This is a genomic window from Moorena producens PAL-8-15-08-1 (genome assembly GCF_001767235.1).
Classification (GTDB): Bacteria; Cyanobacteriota; Cyanobacteriia; order Cyanobacteriales; family Coleofasciculaceae; genus Moorena; species Moorena producens_A.
Window position 1 is genome coordinate 9384256 of record NZ_CP017599.1, and the last position, 21670, is coordinate 9405925.

At 44.2% G+C, this 21670-nt stretch carries 13 protein-coding genes, 1 tRNA gene and 2 pseudogenes; 5 read left to right on the top strand and 11 right to left on the bottom strand.

All coding sequences use genetic code 11. The features are described 5' to 3' along the window. Positions 1-225 precede the first annotated feature (225 nt). The gene (locus BJP34_RS34460; protein ID WP_070396226.1) at positions 226-1023 is read right to left on the bottom strand and encodes a DUF928 domain-containing protein; all 798 of its coding nucleotides are present in this window, start codon (positions 1021-1023) and stop codon (positions 226-228) included. A gap of 87 nt (positions 1024-1110) precedes the next feature. Continuing rightward, on the bottom strand, positions 1111-3693 hold the full coding sequence (locus tag BJP34_RS34465) for a CHASE2 domain-containing protein (RefSeq protein WP_070396227.1): 2583 nt from the start codon (positions 3691-3693) through the stop codon (positions 1111-1113). Between the two features lie 308 nt (positions 3694-4001). Between BJP34_RS34465 and BJP34_RS34470 the strand changes: the two genes are divergently transcribed. Next, positions 4002-4073 (top strand) — tRNA-Val (locus BJP34_RS34470). A gap of 276 nt (positions 4074-4349) precedes the next feature. Here the strand turns inward: BJP34_RS34470 and BJP34_RS34475 are convergent. From BJP34_RS34475 to BJP34_RS38165, 5 genes and pseudogenes are all read right to left on the bottom strand, one after another. Next, the gene (locus BJP34_RS34475; protein WP_229424170.1) at positions 4350-5408 is read right to left on the bottom strand and encodes a sulfotransferase family protein; all 1059 of its coding nucleotides are present in this window, start codon (positions 5406-5408) and stop codon (positions 4350-4352) included. Between the two features lie 355 nt (positions 5409-5763). Continuing rightward, complete coding sequence (locus BJP34_RS34485) at positions 5764-8310, bottom strand: glycogen/starch/alpha-glucan phosphorylase (protein ID WP_070396229.1); 2547 nt, start codon at positions 8308-8310, stop codon at positions 5764-5766. Positions 8311-8364: 54 nt separating this feature from the next. Beyond that, positions 8365-9120, bottom strand: a complete 756-nt coding sequence (locus tag BJP34_RS38160) for a transposase (RefSeq protein ID WP_324611104.1) — start codon at positions 9118-9120, stop codon at positions 8365-8367. A 7-nt stretch (positions 9121-9127) separates the two neighbouring features. Further along, positions 9128-9565, bottom strand: coding sequence for a helix-turn-helix domain-containing protein (locus BJP34_RS50640; RefSeq protein WP_418904090.1), 438 nt, complete (start codon positions 9563-9565; stop codon positions 9128-9130). Continuing rightward, a pseudogene (locus BJP34_RS38165) lies at positions 9486-10166 on the bottom strand (IS607 family transposase). The gene BJP34_RS50640 and the pseudogene BJP34_RS38165 overlap by 80 nt, the downstream one beginning before the upstream one ends. Positions 10167-10839: 673 nt before the next feature. Between BJP34_RS38165 and BJP34_RS50220 the strand changes: the two are divergent. Both BJP34_RS50220 and BJP34_RS50225 read left to right on the top strand, forming a co-directional pair. Continuing rightward, positions 10840-12939 (top strand): annotated as a pseudogene (locus tag BJP34_RS50220) (caspase family protein); the annotation flags it as partial. 138 nt (positions 12940-13077) lie between these two features. Then, positions 13078-14601: a WD40 repeat domain-containing protein gene (locus BJP34_RS50225; protein ID WP_324611105.1), complete on the top strand. Its 1524-nt coding sequence runs from the start codon at positions 13078-13080 to the stop codon at positions 14599-14601. Positions 14602-14662: 61 nt separating this feature from the next. Here BJP34_RS50225 and BJP34_RS34510 read toward each other — a convergent pair whose 3' ends face one another. Further along, on the bottom strand, positions 14663-16345 hold the full coding sequence (locus BJP34_RS34510; RefSeq protein ID WP_229424171.1) for an alpha/beta hydrolase: 1683 nt from the start codon (positions 16343-16345) through the stop codon (positions 14663-14665). A gap of 210 nt (positions 16346-16555) precedes the next feature. Here BJP34_RS34510 and BJP34_RS49835 point away from each other — a divergent pair, with 210 nt between their 5' ends. Beyond that, on the top strand, positions 16556-16666 hold the full coding sequence (locus BJP34_RS49835; RefSeq protein WP_149031488.1) for a helix-turn-helix domain-containing protein: 111 nt from the start codon (positions 16556-16558) through the stop codon (positions 16664-16666). A 299-nt stretch (positions 16667-16965) separates the two neighbouring features. Continuing rightward, positions 16966-17817 (top strand): YkvA family protein, encoded by an 852-nt coding sequence (locus BJP34_RS46845; protein WP_070396233.1) that lies wholly within the window; start codon positions 16966-16968, stop codon positions 17815-17817. A 550-nt stretch (positions 17818-18367) separates the two neighbouring features. On the opposite strand, the gene BJP34_RS34525 is transcribed toward BJP34_RS46845, so the two are convergent. From BJP34_RS34525 to BJP34_RS34530, 3 genes are all read right to left on the bottom strand, one after another. Next, positions 18368-18742, bottom strand: a complete 375-nt coding sequence (locus BJP34_RS34525) for a hypothetical protein (protein WP_070396235.1) — start codon at positions 18740-18742, stop codon at positions 18368-18370. Further along, positions 18703-18915 (bottom strand): hypothetical protein, encoded by a 213-nt coding sequence (locus BJP34_RS45240; RefSeq protein WP_158517644.1) that lies wholly within the window; start codon positions 18913-18915, stop codon positions 18703-18705. Before BJP34_RS45240 ends, BJP34_RS34525 begins: the two co-directional genes overlap by 40 nt. A gap of 233 nt (positions 18916-19148) precedes the next feature. Continuing rightward, entirely contained in the window at positions 19149-20870 is a 1722-nt protein-coding gene (locus BJP34_RS34530) for an ABC1 kinase family protein (protein ID WP_070396236.1), read from the bottom strand. Positions 20871-21670 lie beyond the last annotated feature (800 nt).

Sequence of the window (21670 nt, forward strand, 5' to 3'; positions counted from 1 at the left end):
CTGTTGTGCATTTCAATTAGATAGTTATAAAAAAGTAAGCGGTCAGCGGTCAGCGGTCAGCCGTTAGCCTTTCGCTGATGACTGATAGCTGGTGAGTGATGACTGATAGCTGATGACTGATAGCTGATAACTGATAGCTGATAGCTGATAGCTTTACATAAAAAAACCATCAAACCCTATTCCCTGTTCCCTACTCCCTACTCCCTGCTCCCTACTCCCTACTCCCTACTCCCTTGTAGTTAAACTCAACGACTCCCGACAGATCAAACTTTCCTGGGCAATTTCTTCCAATTCAACCGCTTTCAACAATCGGGACCAAGCCTCAGCAAAAGTAGAATTTTGTGGATTACTACAACGAAGTTTAGCTGATTCATTCAAGGCATCATACCAAATGCCATTTTTAGCATAAACTGTAATTAGCTTCTGTGAGGTTTTATTATCTAACTGATGCTTAAACTCTGGCAATTCAACCCGTTTCAAAAATCCTTCAATAAACAAAAACGAGTCATTGTCAAACGAATCTGGGGAATTACAATCAAGGATCAGATACCAGCGATACCACTTACCAACCTCTAAGGAGTATGGAAGAGGTATGCTAAACACACCAGACCGACTTGGCAAAGTAACAGGGAGATATTTTGGAGCAAGCTTGGTCTGAGTTGTTAAATCCTGCAAGGAAAATTCCCCATAAAGCACCCTCTCAACACTTTCAGATTCATAGGAAACATGAACCCAGATAGTCGGAGACTCATTAACTGTCCATCCCCTACTATCTTTATGGATCACAGGTGTCACCCTTAGGTTTCCTCCCGTTTCAGAAACAGCCATAGGACAATCTCCACGACTACCTGTACCTCGCCTACGTCCGCTCGGGGCATCACCTGAATAATCTGGCTCTTTAAACTCTACTGCTATAGATTCCGACCTATTGCCAGTAGATTCCATCAATTGCGCTTGTGCTGGGTAGTTGCTGAGAGTCGTCAGAGCAAACGCAATCCCATAAAGCAGTTTAATTTTCACCATTGTCAACTCCGATGCTTTTGCCAAGGAAGATGCTAGCTGGGTATCAGAAGTTCCCTTTTGCCATCAATCCTAGTGTCACATCTGATGTCAACATCCTGTATAACGTACTACCAAAACCATACCCACCGAAGTAAGCACCAATACCATTGCTGATGGCACCAGCGGTATCCAACCCCCTTCCAAGATAAACAGATAACAAATGCCATACAAACCACCAAGTGCCACTGCCGTCGAGATTACCAAGCCACTTAGGAAATGCATACTCCTAGCCTGGCCTGAGGGGAATCCCATTACCAAACCAATGACACTTCCCACCACAGACCAACCCCAAATCCACAGCACTTCTGTTGATTCTGACCAAACCCACAACAAGGGTCGATTATCCAAAACCGCACTCAGGATTTGACTTACCATATGTCCTTGAATCACCACTCCTGGTGTTCGCTTATGGCTCAGGGGCTGACTCGGACTGTAAGGGGTGAGCCAGTAATCACTACTGGTATTAATTGCACCGGCTACACCAACAAGAATAATCCGACCCTTCAGTTGGGACCGGCGCTGGGCAGGAATCTCATCATTGAGAATATCACCAACACTGACTGTTAGGGCAATATCTTCAGGAGAGCGATGGGAACGGTAATTTAGCAAGATTTGTCTACCTGCTGCATCCACTCTGTGGTAGCCACCGGTATAGGAATTTAATTGCTTCAGCACAACGGTTTTACCTTTACCCAAATCTGGCGCATCAATCCATAATTCCTGATTTGATGCCTGATTTGATGTGTAGCCCCATTCGATACCCTTACCATGTAGATAGTATAGGGCTAGTAGCAGGCTAAGGTTATTCTTAGCAGTACACTTATCCGTCAGGTCTGGTGAGTCCAGAGATAACAGATGGCGACGGAGGATTCCCCCCTGGTCAGGTAAAGCATCACTAAAACTAATCCGATCTGGCCGAATTTCCAGGGGTGGAGAAATCCCTTCGGTGTCCCCAGCCTTAGCATCTTTAACTTTACAGATACCAAATAGATTCTTTTGTCCCAGGTAAGTTGCTAGTTTAGGGTAAGCTGGATCCACCGGAAAATCACGATAGATATCTAAGCCAATCGTTATCGGTTCATACTCCTGGAGTTTCTCAAATAGCCGAGTAAGAGTATCGTCTGATAACGATGCCCCATGCTTCGGTTGCTGTTCCTGATTTTTAATATCCTCTGGGGTAGCCTTAACAATCAACAGACGCTCGTCCCGTCTTTCATCGGGTCGTTGTCGCATCAGTTGGTCAAAAGCTTTTAGTTCAAGCCCTTCCAATAGTCCCAACCACCGCAATCCCATCACCAAAGCCATTGCGAATACACTAGCCTTGAGTAACAAAACGCGATCGCACCATAGTGACCGCATCGGAAACGAATGGGATGGTTTGTCGGAGCTCGTTTGGTCTGAAGCACTAGGGGAGGTACTGGGCAATAAAGCTTGACCCCCTGCTACAGCCAATCGCATCATGTGTTGAGCATCTGTTGAGGTTTGTGACCCATGAGCCTGACAGGAGCTACCTGAAACAGAAGCCAATTTATTGCGATCGCGCAACTGTTGCCAAGTCGGCGGCACAACAGCCGGATTTTGGCAAATCACTGGCAACCAGCTAGCACCAGGATAGTTATCTTCCCAGCCTTGCAACCGTTCCCTAGCTTCCCGCACCGCCAGATATAAGGATTTTCCACCAGCAAATGCCCTTAAAAAGCACTTCAAAAACTCCTGTGCCACTCGATCGGGTACCGGTTCCCGCATCACAATCAATTGAGGAATATGTAAATCAGCCAATTCCCGTGCCAATCCCAAGCCATCGCAAGAGTTGAAAATTGCCAGTCTCAAACCATTCGTAATAGCTGTTCTCAGAGCATGCTTTAACTGGGAAATCGTTAAGCTATCAGTTTGATTAATACTTATGTAACCGGTTTTACCATCGGGACCACTCTTGCTATGTCCCGCAAAAAACAGGATATCCCATCCCTGTTGATCCCAAAGCTGGTGGTTAAGCTCTTGGCGTTGTGGCTGCACCACAAAAACCGTTTCCGCCTCCGGTAACTGCTCAAGTAAAGCGCGGTCTTTTTCAACCTCAATCCCTTGACTATTTCCTAAAATTCCTAATACCCTAACTTGACCCGTTGACTCTCGATCTGGTGTCGTGACTGGCTCATACTCTTGGCTACTCAACGCCACTTCTGTCAGGGGGTAATCTTCAAATAAACGCCACAAATGCCAAGGAAATCGTCGCACTTGGTCATCTTCCGCCTCGATAATTACCCTAATTTCTTCAGACGGCATTAGTTTAGTTCGCACTCGCCGTTCAATGTTGCGAAATTCTTCAGCATTGAGCCAGGTATTAATTTGCTCTTCTAACTGTTGAGACAGATTCCTAAACTCAGCTTGTGAAACATTAGTGATACTAACTTGATTAATTTCCAGACGGCGATCGCAGCTGAAGCCTCGGTAGAGTGCTGCATACATTAATTGCCAGCGTTTGTAGAGTAAGGGCAGTTCCGGTGCAGCAGGCAAACCTCCAGTAAACTGCATCAGATTACGATGATCTGTTTCCCAAAGTTGAGCGATAACAGTAGGAAAACCTTCCTGACAATTACCATTTCCCAGTTTTAAGACTACTAACTGACTCATGGATATAGTATGTCAGGGCTAAGTGTGTCAGGGTTAAGTAAGGTCTAAAATTTCAATGGTTGCTTGGAGTTTACTTTTTATGAGGGTCTAACCCTTAAAACTCTTGCGACAATTTAACATTACTCAATTGTATTTGTCAACTTCTAAATCGGTGGTATTCTTAAAATGCTATAGTATAGTTTGGAGAATTTATATCTAGCTTTATCGACAGTTCAGTAACTCAGCATCAAGGGATATCAGAAAAATCAGCTTTTAAGCCAAACTTTAGTTGTGACGTGACCGTAATTTATGGTATACTAGAGAATTATGGGCGATTAGCACAGGGGTAGCGCGCTTCCTTCACACGGAAGAGGTCACTGGTTCGAACCCAGTATCGCCCATTCGTAAGCATATGCGCTACGCGCACCCGTGCGCGTTCAGCAGTCAGCCGTGAGCTAAAGGCTCACACTGCGCGAACAGCTTTGTGGCACAGGCTTCACCGCTTTGACATAACTCAGATTAAATGAATTCTGACCTGTTTTCTTGATGCAAAGCGCGAGTGGGGGAAACCCTCAAGACCTCGCTGCATCGCTTATTCAAAAGCTGATAGCACCTCAAGTAGCGTGTGTGTAGCACATAAGCTGATACGCGACACGCTGATAGCTGACTACTTACACTCAAACAGTTAACCAAACCGAAAGGTCTCGTTGAATCAAATCTTGGAGTTTCAGGATATCATCACGATAAAATTCAAGCAACTGTTGCCGTTCCTCTTTAGAAATACCAGCTTTTCTCTTATCAGTTGAGTTGATGTTGATTAGCGCCGAACGAACAGTTTGCCTCACCTCCAGGGGCAGGATGTACTTTAGTCCAGAAGCCACCATAGTTCTGAAGGGATTTTGTTTCCGCAACAGATCATTAACCAATTTTACTTTAGGAACTTGACCCACTTGAGCTTTTTTGGATACATCCGGGATAAACGTTTCATCTACTCCAATGAACCGATACATATCCTGGAGCAAAGCCACGGGATTTTTACATAAATCATCGTAGAGATAAACTTTGATTTTATCTCGATTAAACGTTTCGATAAAATGTCTTAATTGAGCAGTGTACAGTCCTTTTTTTAGGGTAAACGACCCCTTAGAGCGAAACTTAAGCTGTTCCGATAAAGGTTGAAGCTTACCCGCTACATCCGTCGCTTCCCGAACGTGCATTAAATAATCCGAATAAGCTCGGTCTATGGGATTTCGGAGAATAGCAATCAGTTTAACATCGGGCAAATAACGCAATATTAGCTCAGACGATGATTTATAATGAAACAAATAGTTAGGGGATGCTTCTCCAATCGCTATTTCATCCTTCACGTCTTGGAAAAGTTGAGAATATTTTTCAAAGGTATCAATTCTATTTTTGTTAGGAGTTATTAGGTCTGGAGGTAACGTTTCCCAATCTTTCTCCAAAAAATTGGTTTCCTTAACCGGACTCATATAAACTTGAGGGTGTTGCGTTAAGTAGTTATAAATAGAAGTTGTTCCTGCCTTCTGCACACCTATAATTAAAAAAGTCGGTAATTTCATTTTATTTCTGGGAATAGGGAATAGGGAATAGGGAATAGGGAATAGGGAATAGGGAATAGGGAATAGGGAATAGGGAATAGGGAATAGGGAATAGGGAATAGGGAATAGGGAATAGGGAATAGGGAATAGGGGAAGAGGGGGGAGTGTGGGTCTCACAAGGGTAGGTTTTTTACCTAGCAGGGCGAGTAGTTACTGGCATGGGGTAGAAATTTCGGAAAATATGTCTTACAATCTACCAGAATTTCCACCGATTACCGACCCATCTCCCGCTCTTCCCCTCCTGGTCGGGGTGTCGGGTGGGTTCCGATTAGCCATTACCGATTACCCATTACCCATTTACCCATTACCCATTACCGTTTTACCTATTACCTATTACTTATTACCTATTACCGTTTTACCTATCTCCAAAGTAAAAAACCTACCCCTGTGAGGGAGTGTGGGTCCCCATCTCCCCATCTCCCCATCTCCCCATCTCCCCATCTCCCCACCCTCCCGACTCCCGACTTCCTAATTAAGGTAGTTCACTTACTCGCTTCAACCCAGCAGAGTCTTGGTCGTACTCGTCTAGGTCAACAGAAATCGGCTCAACATTCCAAATTTCTTGAGAATACTCCCGAATCGTGCGGTCTGAAGAGAATTTGCCCATATTCGCCGCATTGATAATCGACATGCGAGTCCAGTGATCCTGATCCCGATAGGCTTGGCTTACTTGCTTCTGGGTATTAACATAGGACTGGTAGTCTGCCAAAAGCAGGTACTCATCGCCGTACAGTAGGGAATCCACCAGTGGCTTAAACAGCTCGGGCTTACGGGAATAGAAGTACCTAGAGCCAATCTGATCGATTACCTGCTTGAGCTCTTTATTGTTGTTATAGTATTCTTGCGGGTTATATCCCCCAGTTTTGAGAGCGTATACTTCCTCAGTAGTTAGACCAAACAAGAAAAAGTTGTCTGCTCCTGCTTCTTCTCGGATTTCAATATTAGCACCATCCAAGGTACCAATGGTTAACGCTCCATTCATGGCAAATTTCATATTGCCAGTTCCAGAAGCTTCCTTGCCAGCAGTGGAAATTTGCTCTGAAAGGTCTGCTGCTGGGTAAACCTGCTCTCCGAGGGAAACCGAGAAGCCTTCTAAGAAAACTACTTTTATGCGATCGCTTACATCAGGGTCATCATTGATAATCTCTGCTACTGAGTTGATCAACTTAATCACCAGTTTAGCCAAGTAGTAACCCGGTGCTGCTTTGCCAGCGAAAATAAAGGTTCGGGGCAAGATATCGATCGAGGGATTCTCCTTGATCTGGTTGTAGAGACTAATGATATGGAGTACATTCAACAACTGACGCTTGTATTCGTGAATCCGCTTGACTTGAACATCAAACAGGGAATTAGGATCAACTTTAATATTGTTGTGTAGCAGAATATAATCTGCAAGGTTTTGCTTGTGCAGCTGCTTAATCTTGCCCCAGCGATCGCAAAACTCAGCATCAGTAACAAACTGCTCTAACTGTTTGAGCTGGTCTAGATCAGTAACCCAACCCTCCCCAATTTTCTCAGTAATCAGTTCCGACAGTTGAGGATTACTCAGCAATAGCCAGCGACGGGGTGTAACCCCATTGGTCATATTAATAAACTTATTTGGCCACAATTCATAGAAATCTTGGAGCACATCCTTCTTCAGCAATTCCGTATGCAGTGCGGCCACCCCATTAATAGCATGGCTACCTACGCAGGCTAAATGAGCCATCCGCACAGACTTCTCAGGTCCTTCTTCAATCAAGGACATTCGTCTGAGCCGGTCATTATCACCTGGATACTGGAGACGCACATTATCCAAGAAGCGACGGTTGATTTCATAGATAATCTCTAAGTGCCTCGGTAAGAGTCTCTCAAATAGGCTAACTGGCCAGCGTTCCAAAGCCTCTGCTAGCAAAGTATGATTAGTATAACCAAAAGTGTTCTTAGTAATATACCAAGCTCGATTCCAGCTCAATTTGTACTTATCCAAGAACAACCGCATCAGCTCGGCTACCCCAATCGATGGGTGAGTATCATTCAGCTGAATCGCAATTTTCTCATGGAACAGGTCGAAATTACTATTAGTTCGTCGATAATTATTAATAATATCCTGAAGGGAACAGCTAACAAAGAAATACTGCTGCTCCAGCCGTAGTTGCTTCCCTTGGGAAGTGTTATCATTGGGATACAGAACTTTCGAGATATTCTCAGAATAGATCTTTTCAGTAACAGAACCGGTATAGTCGCCGCTGTCGAATACCTGAAAATCAAATTCTTCACTGGCACCAGCACGCCACAAACGCAGGGTATTGACCGTATTTTTCTTGTAACCAGGCACTGGTATATCGTAGGGAGTACCCAAAACCTGCCATTCCGGAACCCAACGTACCCGATAGCGCCCTTCCTCATCCTTGTAGGATTCTGTCTTACCCCCGAAATTAACCTCAACCGTTAATTCTGGGCGTCGGATTTCCCAAGGGTTGCCGAAGCGTAGCCACTTGTCAGGACGTTCAACTTGACCACCATCAATGATCCGCTGGTCAAAGATACCGAATTCATAACGGATGCCATACCCAACAGCAGGAATTTCTAAGGTTGCCAGGGAGTCCAGGAAACAAGCAGCCAACCGTCCTAAACCGCCATTCCCTAGACCAGGCTCAGCTTCCAAGATTTTCAGGTCATCTAGCTCCAGCCCAGATTCGTGGAGAGCTTGGCTGAGCCGATCATATATCCCCAAGTTGAGCAAGTTGTTAGTGAGCTGGCGACCCATCAAAAACTCTGCTGACAGGTAATATACCGTCTTAGTATTTTTTCGAGTATAGGTTTCTAAGGTTTTAATCCACCGCTGAAGTAGCCGGTCTCTTACCGTATAAGCCAGAGCCATATAGTAATCGTAGGGTGTAGCCAAAAACTGATTTTTGCCCTGGATATAATAAAGATTATCAGCAAAGGCTCGCTTAAGGGTTTCCACCGACATACCTGTGCGGTCATCTTCTACCTTAACCTTAATTTGTTGTGTGAGGTTGGTAGGTTCCTTCATAGTATGGCTCATCCTGACCAAAAACTTGTCATTCTATTATGAATTCTGATACATTTATGCGCTACAAAGCGATATATTATCGTCTTGTACGACAAGAGCATCACTATATAAAGTGAAGGAGGTATCCCTCAAAGCTTTAAGCAAAATGCCTAAAGCACCGTTAAAATCACGATTGATTTCATGTCCACATTCTGGACATTTAAACAGTTTATTCCCACCCAGTTTTGGGTGAATATGGCCACATCTTGTACAAGTTTTGCTGGTAAATTCTTCTGTCACATCAATTACCTGACAGCCACTTAACTCAGCTTTATTTTTTAATACCTGTTTAAACCTATAATGTGACCAACTTAACATTTGTCTTGCCGTTTTACTTCTTATTTTTCGTTTTTTCTTTTTTGTCATCTTGCTTGTTTCAAAAGTGGGCAATAAGATGTATGAATAATTTTTACTCAACCAAGAAGCCGCCTGACGATGACATTCATCAATTAGGTTTCTAATTCTTTTTCGACTTCTTGCTGCCGCTTTTCTCATCTTTTGTCTTTGCCTTTTCGATTTGGATTTACCAATTTTACTCATTAGCCGATCCAGATGTTGGCATAATCTTGTTATTTTTCCTATATCCCCAACTCCAATTTCAAAAAATGATTGGCCATCAAATCCTGTCATAAAAGTTCTCACTCCCGGATCTATTGCAATTATTCCATCTACATTATTAGTCTTTAGTTTTACTTCTTCTAAAAAAACCGCAAACCAATCCCCACACTTAGTTTTTATTATTCGTGTAGCATAAGCACTGCTGATCGGTATGGGTTCGCTACTTTGAAAATCTTTTCCTTGTCTTGATGCAGTCGCTCATGGGGGAAACCCCCAAGACCGCGCTGCATCGCTTGGTTAATCTTGAATACCATTTACCCTTGGTGTAGTTGCTATTGTTAAATTTAAGTGTTTGCCTGGGAGCATGACAACTTCTAAATTTACAGTTTTTACTGAATGAGTAAGCCTGATGCGCATCAAATATTGCATTCTGTCTTATATGGCAAGGAGTTGCTTTCACCCATTCATGTAACTCTGATTGCATGATGATATTGCGTAATTTTTGCTTACCAACTTTGCCATGTTTTTTTTGATAAGCAATGGCTTTATTAAAACAATATCTACAAGCTGCTACCCATTTATTCCACTCTTTTTTTAGATCTGAGCTTGGATAAATTTTGATATTCCTCGACCTCAGTTTTATATTTCCTGAGTCCATATACTCGGCTACTGAAGCAGTGTAGGATGGCGATGATGTCTTCAAGCATTTCTGATTCTGGAGACAAGTTTTTCTCGTTGAGAACCAGGATTGTGCAGTTAAATTGCTCACAAAACCATTGATAGAAGTCGAAACCGAATTTTGCCAATCTGTCTTTGTGTGCGATAATAATTCTTGGGAGATTTCCTTGCATGACTCTCCCCAATAAGGCTGTAACTTTTTTTCTTTTGAAGTTAAGGCCTTCTCCGATTTCCCTATAGGTGCGCTTTCCGTGATGGCGTTCGCGTAGCGTGACCTACGGTCAAGGGATTGCTCGCCATCACGGGTCGCACCTGATGATTTCTGCTGTCGGGTACAAGTTACTGATGGCGGCAATTTTTCTATTAAGGTCAGATCGTTGATTTTTGGAACTAACTCTGGCGTAGATAACTGTGGCTCGGTCTTTTTCGATTCCAACAGTGTAGGATTCAACCTCATATCTTTTTTGTCCAGAGGGGGGATGGCTTTGATTTTACCTTCCTTCATTGTGCCATCGCACAAGAGTTCTGACATGAACTTCGAGTTTTTATGCTGCCTCAGAGGGCTTGACATATTTGGCTATTTTAATAACCTCAAACGCTTCTAAGCCATTATAACTTAATATATCCCTTGATGACGCAAATCTTAGATTTAGTTCTGCTCTTTTATCATAGAGTAAGCATGGACATTGCTCCTTGGTAAATTATCATTCTCTGTAGTAAAATCACCAATTTGTAACACACAGTTCCTACTTGAGTTGAGTGTCCTGCAAAGACTTGATCACAAACAGATTCAATGGATCTTGACTCATCTCTTTGACATAGGACTCACTGAGATAGGAAGCATATTGGGGTTGTGCAAGCAATATAGGTTTTGAAAAAAGCGGTATTAAGTGCCATCAGGTAAGGACGAGGGATAGCAGGATCTGGCCCAATCAATTCAGGTGGAACCGGTAAGACACCCTCTCCTGCCCCACCCAGGTAGGAAAAGTGAGTACCTCCTTCTGTCACCGACTACTCCGATTAACCCCAAGGGCGTACGTATTTGACCCAATTGACAACTGCAAGTAAGCTATAAGCATTCAGCTATAAGCTAATGCCCACGCTACGGGAGGTGCTTTTGAATAAGCGATGCAGCCTGTGCCACAAACATTAAGCCTGTGCCACAAAGCTGACGGCTGACGGCTGACGGCTGAGAGCTGACGGCTGAATGCTTACAGTATGTTACCCTAGTAAAAATGTCACAACCTCGCTCCAATGACACCGGAATGGGAAGCCCTAATTGTTGGGATTAACCGTTATCCAGAATACACCAACTTTAACGACCTGACCGTTGCGGCATTAGATGGGGAAAATGTCGCTCAACGATTAGAGCAGTATGGCTATGAACCGTTTCGGATTCAGGACTTACCCCTTGGGTTGACCCAAAAAGGAGCAGGAGCACTACCGAACAGAGGAATAGTCAAATTAGAGGAATTAAGGTCAGCAGTCGCTAATCTGTTTAATCCTCCACCTCCGAACCAACCCCCAGAAACTGGCCTATTCTTCTTTTCAGGCCATGGCTGTAGACAAGAGGTGGATGGTATTGAGGAAGTTTTCTTAGTCACTAGTGATGCCTTTCCTGATGTGGGAATTTATGGCTATCCTCTGCGGGAGTTGGGTGAGCAAATCACAACTAGCCCAGTCAAACAGGTAGTGATTTGGTTAGATTGTTGCTACAGTGGCGAGTTACTAAAATTTATTCCAACAAAGAAAATTTACTGCTTGATTACTGCCACTCGTTCTTTTGAACCGGGAATCGAAATTAGCCATGAACAAGGAATATTTACCAGGGAGTTACTGGCAGGGTTGAATCCGGAAAATCACCCGGATGGTATTGTTAATAGTCATAATTTGGCCTTGTTTATTGAGCAGCGGATGTCAAGGACTGGACAACGTCCTTTAATCGCTAACTCAAACCAAGCCATTCTACTAACTACCCAGTTTCCGAAACTGAGCTTTCAGGATAAATGCCCCTATCGGTCTTTGTCTTATTTTACCGCAAAACCAGAAGATGCTCTGGTGTTTCACGGTCGCTCTAAGTTGACCCAGCAGTTAATTGAGCGAGTTAGAAATAAAGACCGTATGCTAGTAGTGTTAGGGGCTTCCGGCAGTGGCAAGTCTTCCTTACTCAGAGCAGAATTATTGTATCAGCTGAAGTTAGGTCAGGCAATTGTTGGAAGCGATGCAGCGCGGTCTTGGGGGTTCCCCCCATGAGCGACTGCATCAAGAAGCGATCGCTGGCATTATCTGGAACCTTTTACTCCTCAAAAAACACCAAAGCAAAGGTTACAGGAGGTGCTGGAGAAGGGGAAGCGTGAGCAGAAGCAAGAAGAGGGTTTGGCTGATTCTGGGTATGATTCTGCCCCCCTAGCCCCCCAGCGAGCAATCCCTCGCTGGGGGGAACAAAACTTTCAAAGTCCCCCAGCGAGCAATCCCTCGCTGGGGGATTTAGGGGGCTTTCCCCTCAGCAACGCCCAGCCAGAGAATTCTAGTAAAACTCCGGTGGTCATGATTATTGACCAGTTTGAAGAGTGCTTCACTATGAGTCAACCTGACCAACGTCAGGAATTCTTTAACAGTTTAATTGAATTATTAGAGCAGAAAGACAATCTAATTGTGTTAATCGCCATGCGCTCTGACTTTCGGGGGCGGTTGCGAGACTATCCTAAATTTGTTGAAAAGATCAATAGACCTTACATCAATGTTGACCAGTTGAACCGTCAGGAAATTGAAGAAGCGATGCAGCGCGGTCTTGGGGGTTCCCCCCATGAGCGACTGCATCAAGAAGCGATCGCACTACCGGCGAAATTAGTAGGATTAGGAATTCAGGGCAGATTAAAACAGCAACTGATTAACGATGTAGAAGATTATCCAGGCAGCCTGCCCCTGCTCCAATATACTCTGACGGAATTATGGAAACAGTCAAGACAGCAGCAGGAAACGTTTTTACGGTTAGAAACCTATCAAAAGTTAGGGGGAATTGAGGGAACTCTCGAAAAGAGAGCCAATCAGGTATTTAATGGTCTCTCACCGGAAGAACAAAATGTAGCTAGGCGTTTGTTCTTGGAATTAACTCAAGTGGGAGATACTCTCGATACCCGTAGACGAGTACCCCTGGGGGAGTTAGTCAATTCTCACCATAGTTTAAAACTGCTCGATGCTGTTAGCGAGACTTTAGCCAGTTCAGACAACCGCTTGATTACTAGAAGCCATCAGGAAAATTCCCAGGATGTGGTTTTGGATGTGGTACATGAAGCCTTGATTCGCCACTGGGGAAAGTTGCTGGAGTGGAAGCAGACTTACACAGAGGGGATGGTGATCGAACGGAAGCTGGAAGCGGCAGCACAAGAATGGCAGCAGAAGGGTAAGAAGCGTGATGATGCCGGTGTACTGTTGCAAGGGGGGAGGTTAGTAGAAGCCCAGGAGTATTTAAAAAATTATGGCAAGTTGGGCATGTTGAATGGGCTAGCTGAGGAGTATATTCAGGTAAGCAGTCAGAAGCACAAGCAAATCACCCGTAACCGCAGGTTAGTAGCGGTAGGGTTTGTTAGTGTGCTGGTGTTGGTGACAGTTTTTTCAACTAAACAGGCTAGAAAGGCAGAAGAAAGTGAAATTAAAGCCCTGAGTCAACTTTCAGAAACTCTTTTTGTTTCAAAGCAACCCTTTGATGCTCTAAAAGAGAGTTTAAGGGCAGCAGGAAAACTGAAACAGGCGAATTGGGTAAAAGGTGATACTAGAATACAAGCGATCGCTAGTTTACGGCAATCTCTCTATGGAGTGAAAGAATTTAATAGCCTGGACGGACGCGATTGGGTCACTAGCGTCGCCTTTAGCCCAGATGCCCAGACTATCGCTTCGGCTAGTTTTGAAAACACCGTGAAACTTTGGAATCTGCAAGGCAAACCCCTGCACACCCTCAAAGGCCATAGCGCACCTGTATGGAGCGTTACCTTTAGCCCAGATGGCCAGACTATCGCTACTGCTAGTGGGGACAAAACGGTGAAACTGTGGAATCTACAAGGCAAACCCCTGCAAACCCTCAAAGGCCATAGGGCAGCTGTCATCAGCGTGGCCTTTAGCCGAGATGGCCAAACTATCGCTACTGCTAGTAATGACAAGACGGTGAAACTATGGAATCTCCAAGGCAAAGTACTGGAAACCCTCACTGGACATAGCCATTGGGTCTCTAGCGTGGCCTTTAGCTATGATGGCCAAACTATCGCTACTGCTAGTAAGGACAAGACGGTGAAACTGTGGAATCTCCAAGGCAAAGAACTGCACACCCTCACTGGACATAGCGATTGGGTCAGGAGCGTAGCCTTTAGCTATGATGGCCAAACTATCGTTTCTGCTAGTTTTGACAAGACGGTGAAACTGTGGAATCTCCAAGGCAAAGAACTGCACACCCTCACTGGACATAGGGCAGATGTCTATAGCGTGGCCTTTAGCTATGATGGCCAAACTATCGCTTCTGCTAGTTATGACAACACGGTGAAACTGTGGAATCTCCAAGGCAAAGAACTGCACACCCTCACTGGACATAGCGGAGCTGTCCTTAGTGTAGCCTTTAGCGATGATGGCCAGACTATCGCTTCTGGTAGTGGGGACAACACCGTGAAACTGTGGAATCTTGAAGGCAAACCCCTGGACACCCTCACTGGACATAGCGAAGATGTCACTAACGTCACCTTGAGCCCAGATGGCCAAACTATCGCTTCTGGTAGTTGGGACAACACCGTGAAACTGTGGAATTTCGAGGGCAAACTCCTACACACCCTCACTGGACATAGCGCAGATGTCTATAGCGTTAACTTTAGCCGAGATGGCAACACTCTTGCTTCTGCTAGTCGTGACAACACGGTAATTTTATGGAATTTCGATTTAGATGATTTAGTGACAAAGAGTTGTGATTGGCTTGATGATTACCTAGTCACTCGTGAAGAGGAAACAGAATTAAGGGAAATTTGTGGTATGTAGGGGAGTCGGGAGTCGGGAATCGGGAATCGGGAATCGGGAGTCGGTAGTCAGGAGATCGCAATTAAAAGGACTTGATCAGAAACAGATTCAATGGGTCTTGACTAATCTCTTTGACATAGGACTCACTGAGATAGGAAGCATATTGGGGTTGTTTAGCAATATAGGTTTTGAAAAAAGCGGTACTAAGTGCGATCAGGTAAGGACGAGCGATCGCAGGATCTGGCCCAATCAATTCAGGTGGAACCGGTAAGACACCCTCTCCTGCCCCACCCAAGTAGGAAAAGTGAGTACCTGCTTCTGTGACCACTAGATAGTTTTCTGGGGTAGTTAGCCAGCGGAAGGGGGTAATTTGTTGTTCTACAGGTGGCGCAAAGATGTCTCTGATACTAGAGACCATCATGACCGGAACCTGAATTTGTGACATCCCGGCTTCACCAAAGATCGGGTTGCTGAGCGGATTAACAGCAATCACCGCTTTTACCCGTTCGTCTCCCAAATTATAGTCTTCTGGGGGTAGTTGAGTACCTCGACACTGGAGTAGCAGGGATACATCCAAGGATGAATTGTTCTGTCGAGCAGCATCACACTCACTAGTAAGCTGTTCAAAATTGAGTTTAGCCCCTCCTAGAGCAAGAACAGTATAGCCTCCGAAGGATTGACCAATTACTCCCACCTCTTCTAGATTCAGCCTGCCAAACTTACTCGGGTCAGAATTAGCTTTAGCGGAAAGTTCATCTAACAAATACTTCACATCCAAAGGACGATTGATGATCGCAGTAGGATTGAGGGGAGTTGCGAAGCCAGCAAAGATTCGATTAATCCGTTCAGAACTAGTACCAATATGCTCCGGCACCGCAACTGCAAAACCGTAAGATGCTAAATGTTTCGCTAGATAGGCAAAGGTATTGCGGTCAGAAGCCAAACCATGGGAAATAACCAGAGTTGGAATCGAGCCTGCTATTGCTCCTTGGTCTGAAGACTTAGGTAGATAAATATCAACCGGAAACGAAGCTTGACGCTCAGAGTTATAAACCTCAAAGGTTTCTTTACGCCAACCTATTCCTCCAGGATTCCTAAGATCTGGCTGTGCTGACAAATCAAACGATGTTGAGCCTTCTCCCTCTATTTGTGCCTGATTTTTAACGGCACTAAAGACAACCTTGTTTCCCACAAATAGCCTTGATAGCTCATCAGTAACATCAGAAATTAGTTCCACATCCAGGTAAATAGTTTCTAGGGAAAATTTACGCAATACATTAATAACGCTCAAGCCTTCTGGATCAGAAGCTGCGGAAATCAAAGCACCCCGTAAAGGATAGAAACCATTGCGATTAAAATCTGCTTTTATTACATTCCCCAATCGGCGCAGTAAGGTTTTACCCACCGGTAAACGAGTGAACAAATAAACATATCTGGGAGAAATATTAAATCGACTATTTAGTAGAATCCGCAGTGCTGCTAATTGTGTTGGTGTAGCAAAGTTAGCATAATAGGCAAATTGCCTGGTCATTGTGCCATCTTTGGCAAAGATTTCCAAGTCTTCAATCCCAATATTAAATTGTCCAAAGGGAGAAACGAAGAAAGTAATTCGCTCTGCTCCTAGGGCAGGAATTGCACTGAATGTAGATACTAGACTCAAGCCTAGGGATAGGGAAAAGCGAGTTAACCACTGGCGCAGTGGGTTAGAATGAAAGGATTGGGTGCTCACGTTAGCTGCTCGGGAAAGACCAGGGGAGTTGGTCATAGTTGGAAAACCTGTGACAAGTTTATTAAACATGTACGAAGCTCTCAAGTAAGCATTCAGCTATCAGCTAATGCGCTACGCGCAGGCTACGCCAACAGCTATCAGCTAATGCGCTACGCGCACGCTTGGCCTTGGCCGTTGGCCAACGGCTGACGGCTGACGGCTGACGGCTGATGGCTGAACGCGCACGCGTGAGCTTTTAGCTCACGGCTGAATGCTTACGCTCTCAAGACCAAACTGAAACTCAACAACCAACACAAAACCCTGATGGCTCAACAGGCTGGCTATTGTAGATGGGTCTACAACTGGGGACTAATTTAGCAATAAGCATACCATAAAGGTCATTATACTAGTTAACAAGTAAGCATTCAGCGGTCAGCGATTAGCGCTACTTGAGATGCTACTTGAGGTGCTATCAGCTCTCAGCTCATGCGCTACGCGCACGCTACGCGAACAGCTTTGAGCTTTGAGCTTTTAAATAAAACAAGTAAGCTTCGTTTAATCTTTGTTACGTCAGCTGAATGCTGAATGCTGACGGCTGACGGCTGACGGCTGACGGCTGAATGCTTACGTTAACAACTAAAACAGATAAATCCTCCGATAGAAGAAGGTTAATAGTAATGGGTTTACAGGAAAGACTATTTCGGCGATTTCAAAAACAGGAAAAACCAGAGGAAAAACCAGAGGATATCCAATCCCTCGACCAGACCTTAGAACAAAAACCCCCTGGGCGAATTCAGTCACTACTGAGCAAATTACCCAAACCAGGAACTCTTAAGGATACCCTAGTAAGGCTAAGGAATCCAGAACCAAGCAACACTGACAAAATTAGAAGCAAAATTACAGGAATACTCAGCAAATTTCAAAAATCTAGCACTAAACAAGATACCCCCAAACGGTCGGAAAAGTCAGCAGCAAGCAACCCTGGCAAAATTAGAACACTACTGGAAAAATTACAAAAAAATATCTCCCCCAATGACATCCAGAAAATTGACCAGAGCCTCGATCAGATGAACCGGGGGAGGATCAAAGAAATATTTCATAAATTGCTCCAAAATACCAAGCCAGAAGACATCCAAAAAATTGACAAGAACTTAGAACGGATGAATCGGGGAGCAATTAAAGAAATTTGGCCGAAAATTCAAGCTTTAGCTAAAATGGTCCGGGACCCTAATGCCCCTTGGAAGGGAAAAGCGTTAGCGATCGCAGCCTTAGTCTATTTAATATCCCCCTTTGATGCCGTTCCAGACGTAATTCCCGTAGCTGGATTAGCTGATGATGCAGCACTAATCATTGCCGTAGTTTCCACCCTAGCTCAGGAACTAGAAAACTATATGGAAAGACAGGCAGAAAAGATGGCTGAGATCCAAGTCCGCAAGTACAATCGGATTGTCAGAATTAGTTTACTCGGCAGCATTGCCGCAGCAATTATCGCTATTTTGGTCAAATATATCCTGAGTCAGACATCATGATTAACCTCTATTCCTGGTACCGAATTACCCTATTAATTTTGACTACCTATGGCTTAATACAGCTAATTATTAATCTGCTAAAGTACAAGCCATACTATGAAAAAGTTCCAGGGTTTATGAAAAAATACTTTCTTGAGCGCGGCAGCCTAGTTTTAGGTAAAAAGCTCAACGAAAGTCGTCATGATTTAATTATAAATGGCTTACTATTGCTTGTATTAGTAATCTTAAATATTATTCTATGGTTTTTTTAAGGGATATAAAATAATGGAATTATTAATCTTGGTTTTAGGAAGTAGGAAGAGGAAGTATAGCGTTTATGGCATTTACCAGGTACGCTGATAAACACTCAAAGTCCCCCTTTTTAAGGGGGATTTAGGGGGATCTGTTTGTACCTCATGGGATAGAGAATTGCTATAGGGAGTAGGGAGTCGGAAATGGGCAAAAGGCAATTACCCATTACCCATTACCCATTACCCATTAGCCATTAGTAGCTGACCGATAGTATGGGAAAAAACTCCCAATCACTAATCACAAATTAGCCTGTTTCTATCTATTCCCACGAATCTAAATCTAGAGCTTTGGAACCACCTCGCTCTAACTGAATCAACAGGTTACCGAGTTGTGACCAAACTAGCCCACTAATAAACAACGTCATAGGTATGGAGATTGAGTAACACAACCAATAGGGCAAGGCAAAAATTCCTAACCCAGAGGCTAGAAACAGGCAAATCCCAATACCAATTCCCACAAATGGGAACAGTAACTGGATTCCTTTAATTTCAGCCAGGGTTTCACTGGATTTGGTCTTATACCATTCCTGTACTTTTTCTTTGAGTGTAGCTTCAAAAGCTAGCCCACAGGTAATCCCAGCAAACAAACCAAAAATTAACAAAAAATACGGTGGGTCTGGCCAAAAATTATACACAAATAACTCCTAATCTTCATGCTTTTAGTGCCTGTGAAGATTATTACAAAAAATGATAGCAAAGGGAATAGGGAATAGGGAATAGGGAATAGGGAACAGGGAATAGGGAATAGGGAGCAGGGAGCAGGGAGCAGGGAGCAGGGAGTAGGGAATAGGGAATCAGAAATTATCACAATTCCGACACGGATTGCTAAAGCGGCGAATGCGATCCGGTAGTTGTGGTGACTATAATCTTATAATTTCCTAGGGTGGGTTAAGCGCAGCATTGATTTTTTTTGGGGCTGTAACCCACCAAATGCTATAACGTTTGGGAACCGGCGCTAATTACAATAACAACAAGTAGTCAATAGTCAGGAGTAAGTAGTCATGATCAGGAATATCATTGTAGGCCAGTTGGTCTGACATACTATTTGCTACTCACAGCAGGAGCCTTGGGTAAAATAGCCCCAATCCCATCACTGGAAATAGTACTTAGTGCATTCAAAGCTACATTGAATAAACGTTCTGGTGGTAAATCATCTTTGACTAAGTTCCACAGACTCTGAATTTCTGCTCCATGGAGTTGGTCATCTTCGGTTAACGCTAACAACAGTTCACGTCGCAAAAACTGACCTTCCTCAGACAACAGATACTGCAAACCAAGTTGAGCGGTTGGTAGTAAATCAAAGTTCTGATCAGAGCGAGCGATCGCAATCATATTTTCCAGTCGTTCCCACTGGAATTTACCGTCTTTGAACAACACCTCAATCAAACGCCGCCGCATTTGTGGGGTTTCACCGGTAAGCAGACGCTGAGCTACATAGGGGTAGGAAACCTCGACAATTTTGAAGTTGGGATCTAAGGTCAGTGCCAGTCCTTCTTGAGTCACCAGAGAACGAATAATTAAGGAAAACTTGGCTGGAACCCGGAAAGGATAGTCATACATCAACTCTGAGAACTGATCTGTGATCGTCTTGAAGTTGAAATCCCCGACACTTTCACCAATTGCTTGTCCCAAGACAGCTTCTAAGGCTGGGATAATCGGCTGGATATCTGTGTTGGGTGCTAGGAAACCTAATTTAACAAACGCCTGGGCTAATGATTGATAATCTTGATTAATTAGATCAACAACACAGCTGACAATGGTTTCTTTGGTATCCTGATCTAACTGATCCATCATGCCAAAGTCAATATAGCCCATGCGTCCATCCGGAAGGGCAAATAAGTTACCTGGATGAGGATCAGCATGGAAAAAGCCATGCTCTAACAACTGACGCAAACCAGAGGTGACACCAGTTTTAATCAAGCTGGCCCTGTCTAGTCCTAAGGCTTCAATACGTTCTGTGTCTGTTAACTTGAAGCCATCAATCCACTCTAGGGTGAGTACACGGATACTGCTGTAGCGCCAGTATATTGCTGGAACCTTGACAGTGGGGTCGTCTTGGAAGTTTAGAGCAAATCGTTCGGCATTGCGACCTTCATTGAGATAATTAATTTCCTCAAAGAGCTTAGTACCAAATTCATCTACAATCAAAGTTAGGTCATGACCGAGATTGAGTGGTAACCAGGGGGCAATCCAGCTAGCTGCCCACCGCATCAAATAAAGATCTAGGGTGAGGACAGGGCGTAAGTTAGGACGTTGTACCTTAACCGCCACCTCTTCACCGGTGTGGAGTTTAGCCCGATAGACTTGACCGAGACTAGCGGCTGCTACAGGTTTTGGGGAAATTTCGCTAAACAGTGTTTGGATGGAGCGCCCTAAGTCTTGCTCGATCTGGGACAATGCGATCGCATTGTCAAAGGGAGGCAGCTGGTCTTGTAGTTTGATCAGTTCATCTAAAAAATCTTGCCGAATCAAGTCAGGGCGGGTGGAAAGAGCTTGTCCGACTTTAATAAAGGTTGGACCGAGGTTAGTCAGAAGTTCCCGCAGCTGTGTGGCTCGTTTTAACTTATTCTGCTCAGTCCGGTTGCGCCATTGGTCTAACTTAATACTAAAAACAAAGCTAGCGAAACCCCAGACAATCCTCAGGCAACGCCAAATCACTACCCAAGGTCTGGAACGATAGTAGCGGGCGATCGCTTGTGGATCATAGTACCTTTGGGGTTCATTAGACCGCTGTTCAGGAGATACAAGTTGATGCTGACTCACGCTGAGTATAGGCCTCTCTAAGAAATTTATAGTTTTTTATCTATCTTTTGCTTTTTATTAAATAAGTATACACAAGTACATATACAATAACTCGGTATTTAAGTCCAATAGAGGGTTGAGTTCATGTCGGGTGGGCAGTTCATGTCGGGTGGGCAGTGCATCAGACAGATAATGAAGCTTGCAAACCACGTTACTAGGCACTGCCCACCCTAGGATTAGCGATGCAGCGCCTCGGTATTTAAGTCCAATAGAGGGTTTAGTCCAATAGTTCATGTCGGGTGGGCAGTTCATATAGGGTGGGCAGTGCATCAGACAGATAATGAAGCTTGCAAACCACGTTGGTAGGCACTGCCCACCCTACGATTAATGACAATGGTGCAAGACCTCAGTTGAAGTCCAATAGAGGGTTTAGGGCAGGTTTTGCCACCAGGACAATTGAGAGTCCCATAGAAACCTACACCAGAAACTTGCCCATTTCCTGAACAAACGATGGTCAATTATGGTCAATTGAGTAGATTACGCTCGTGCGTCACTGACCAGTCAAAATCACCCCCTCATCCCCTCATTCCCTGATCTGGTCATTTTCAAAGGAACTCGTCACAAATTTCTACCAAGGTGTACTTGCAAGGTTTACTAGTCTTGTGTAATGGATTTTTTCTACATGCATATATCTAAAAATTTGTCAACTTCTATTATTACATTAACCGAGGCTCTAGCTTGAGATTTCAGCGCTTATTTCCGTGTTATCACCGACAGTCTTTAAATTAAAACTTCAGCAGAATCCTCCATGACGGGGCTAA

Bases quoted from the DNA above. Each gene is read 5' to 3' on its own strand.
- BJP34_RS34460 (WP_070396226.1), bottom strand. From the start codon at position 1,023: ATGGTGAAAATTAAACTGCTTTATGGGATTGCGTTTGCTCTGACGACT.
- BJP34_RS34465 (WP_070396227.1), bottom strand. From the start codon at position 3,693: ATGAGTCAGTTAGTAGTCTTAAAACTGGGAAATGGTAATTGTCAGGAA.
- BJP34_RS34485 (WP_070396229.1), bottom strand. From the start codon at position 8,310: ATGAAGGAACCTACCAACCTCACACAACAAATTAAGGTTAAGGTAGAA.
- BJP34_RS50640 (WP_418904090.1), bottom strand. From the start codon at position 9,565: ATGGACTCAGGAAATATAAAACTGAGGTCGAGGAATATCAAAATTTAT.
- BJP34_RS50225 (WP_324611105.1), top strand. From the start codon at position 13,078: ATGTTGAATGGGCTAGCTGAGGAGTATATTCAGGTAAGCAGTCAGAAG.
- BJP34_RS34510 (WP_229424171.1), bottom strand. From the start codon at position 16,345: ATGACCAACTCCCCTGGTCTTTCCCGAGCAGCTAACGTGAGCACCCAA.
- BJP34_RS46845 (WP_070396233.1), top strand. From the start codon at position 16,966: ATGGGTTTACAGGAAAGACTATTTCGGCGATTTCAAAAACAGGAAAAA.